Origin of the sequence: Amycolatopsis sp. SID8362 (assembly GCF_010550475.1) — a bacterium.
GTDB lineage: Bacteria > Actinomycetota > Actinomycetes > Mycobacteriales > Pseudonocardiaceae > Amycolatopsis > Amycolatopsis eburnea.
This window is the reverse complement of sequence record NZ_JAAGNB010000117.1, coordinates 1-2,940: the sequence shown is the minus strand read 5'-3', so window position 1 is coordinate 2,940 and position 2,940 is coordinate 1. Positions and strand designations below refer to the sequence as shown.

Sequence of the window (2,940 nt, the reverse complement as noted above, 5' to 3'; positions counted from 1 at the left end):
GCAGGGAGTGCCCGCCGAGGGCGAAGAACCCGTCGTCCACCCCGACGTCGGCGATGCCCAGCACGTCGGCGAAGAGTCCACAGAGGACTTCTTCGCTCGGGGTGCGCGGTGCGCGGCTCGTGCTCGTGCGCTCCGGCGCGGGCAGCGCGCGGTGGTCGAGCTTGCCGTTGGCGGTCAGCGGCAAGGCGTCGAGCAGCACGAACGCCGACGGCACCAGGTGCTCCGGCAGCCGCTCGGCCAGGTACGCGCGGAAGTCGGCCGGCTCGCCCACGACGTAGGCCACCAGCAGCTTCTGCCCCGGCCGGTCCTCGCGGACGACGACGGCGGACCCGGTGACGGCCGGGTGCGTGCCCAGCGCGGTCCGGATCTCGCCCGGCTCGACGCGGAACCCGCGGATCTTGACCTGGTCGTCGGCGCGCCCGACGTACTCCAGGACGCCGTCGGCGCGGCGGCGCACCAGGTCACCGGTGCGGTACATCCGCTCCCCCGCCCGATGCGGGTTCGCGACGAACCGGACGGCGGTGAGGTCCGGGCGGCCCGCGTAGCCGTCGGCGATCCCGCCGCCGGCGGCGTACAGCTCGCCGACGACGCCGGGCGCGACCGGGCGCAGCCGCTCGTCCAGCACGTACGCGCGCTTGCCGTGCAGCGGGACGCCGATCGGGATCGGCGCGCCGGTGAGGTCGGCGCTCGTGACGCGGTGGGCGCTCACGAAGATCATGTTCTCGACCGGGCCGTAGGCGTTGGTGAAGGCCACGTCCGGGAAGGTCTCGACGGCCCGCGTGAGGTGCGCGACCGACGCTGCCTCCCCGCCGGTGTAGACCTCGCGCAGGTGCTCGAACACGCCGGGGTATTCGTCGAGGAGGAAGTTGAACAGGCTGGCGGAGAAGAACGCCGTCGTGACGCCGTGGCGCGCGACCAGCTCGGCGATGCGCGCGGGCTCGGGCTTCGGCCCCGGCTGCAGCACGCAGGCGGCGCCGGTGAGCAGGGCGCCGAACAGCTCGAACGCGAAGGCGTCCCACGAGACCGGCGCCGTCTGCAGCCAGACGTCCCCGCCGTAGCCCTGGCCGAGGACGGTGGTGGCGACGGCTTCGTGCGAGGCGACGACGCCCTTCGGGGTGCCGGTCGACCCGGAGGTGAACATGACGCAGGCGGGCCCGGCCGGAGACACCACGCGGTCCGGCGCGGTCGTCGTCGGCCGCGCGACGGACAGGTCGTCGAGCACGAACGGCGCGTCGACCTGCTCGGCGAGCAGCTGCCGCCGCTCGGCGGGGAACGACGGGTCCAGCAGCGTGTAGCCGCAACCCGCCTTGAGCACGCCGAGGATGGCGGCGACCAGGTCCGGGCCGCGGTCGAGGCAGATCGCGACGATCCGCCCGGCCGGGACGCCGGTCAGCAGCGCGGCGACGCCGTTGGCGCGGGCGTCCAGCTCGGCGTAGGTGACGGTCTCGGCCTCGAACAGCAACGCGGTCGCGTCCGGCGTGCGGCGGGCGTGCCCCTCGATGACCTCGTGCAGCGTGACCGCCGGGGCGGCCGGCGCGAGCATGCCACCCGTCGTGGCCTGGTCGAACTCGGCGGCGTCGAGGACGTCGAGGTCGCCGAGCCGGATACCGGGGTTGTCCGCGACGGCGGCGAGGACGCGGAGCAGGCGCCCGGCCAGTGCGGCGGCGGTCTCGCGGTCGAACAGGTCGCTCGCGTACTCCAGCAGGCCGGTCAGCTCGCCGTCGCGCTCCTCGAAGATCGCCGCCAGGTCGAACTTCGCGTAGCCGATGTCGACGCGCTCGCCGGTGGCGCGGACGCCGTCGATGTCCAGCTCGGCGGCGAGGTTGTTCTGCAGCACCAGCAGGACCTGGAACAGCGGGTGGCGCCCGAGCGAACGGGCCGGGTTCAGCTCCTCGACGACCCGCTCGAACGGCACCTCGGAGTGCTCGAACGCGGCCAGGCACGTCTCGCGGGCCCGGTCCAGCAGCTCGCGGAACGTCGGGTCGCCGCCGGTGGCGGTGCGCAGGACGACGGTGTTGACGAAGAACCCGACGAGATCGTCGAGGGCGGCGTCGATGCGGCCGGCGACCGGGGACCCGACGGGGACGTCCTCCCCGGCGCCGAGCCGGGTGAGCAGCGCGGCGAACGTGGCTTGCAGCACCATGAAGAGGGTCGCACCCGCTTCCGTGGCCAGCGCCGTCAGCTTCCGGTGGACTTCGGCGGGCACGTCCATGGCGACGACGCCGCCGCGGTGGCTCGCGACCGCCAGGCGCGGCCGGTCGGTGGGCAGCGGCAGTTCCTCGGGGGCTCCGGCGAGCGCGTCGCGCCAGTACGCGAGGTCGCGGTCGACCGGCAGTTCGCGTTGCCACAGCGTGTAATCCGCGTACTGGATCGGCAGCGGGGTCCACTGTGGAGCGTCTCCGGCGAGGCGAGCCGCGTAGGCCTCGCCGACCTGGCGCAGCAGCGGCGCCATCGACCAGCCGTCGCAGGCGATGTGGTGCACGACGAGCAGCAGCACGGCGGCGTCGCCGGGCAGGGCGAACAGCGTGGCGCGGATCGGCAGCTCGCGGGCGAGGTCGAAGCCGGCCTCGGTGGCGGCGGTCAGGTCCCGGTCCAAGGTGTCCTCCGTGGACTCCTGAGTGGTCCAGGGAACTTCACCGCCGGGCAGGACGCGCTGCACCGGCTCGTCGCCGACGTCGCGGGTGAAGACCGTCCGGAGGGCTTCGTGGCGGGCGACGACGTCGCCGACGGCCCGCCGCAGCACCTCGGTGTCGATCGGGCCGGTCAGGCGGACGGCCTGCGGGACGTGGTAACTCGCGTTCCGGGTGTCGGCCTGGTCGAGGAACCACAGCCGCCGCTGGGCGAACGAGAGCGGCATCGGCTCGGGCCGCGGCCGCGGGGTCAGCGGCACGCGCGCCGGGGCCGCGCCTTCGAGGAGCTGGGCCAGCCCGGCCGGGGTCG

The 2,940-nt window shown here is 74.5% G+C and carries 1 protein-coding gene; it reads right to left on the bottom strand.

Going from position 1 to position 2,940, the window contains the following annotated elements; all coding sequences use genetic code 11:
* A partial coding sequence (locus G3I65_RS04125) for an amino acid adenylation domain-containing protein (protein ID WP_160694895.1) occupies positions 1 to 2,940 on the bottom strand: 2,940 nt, incomplete at both ends.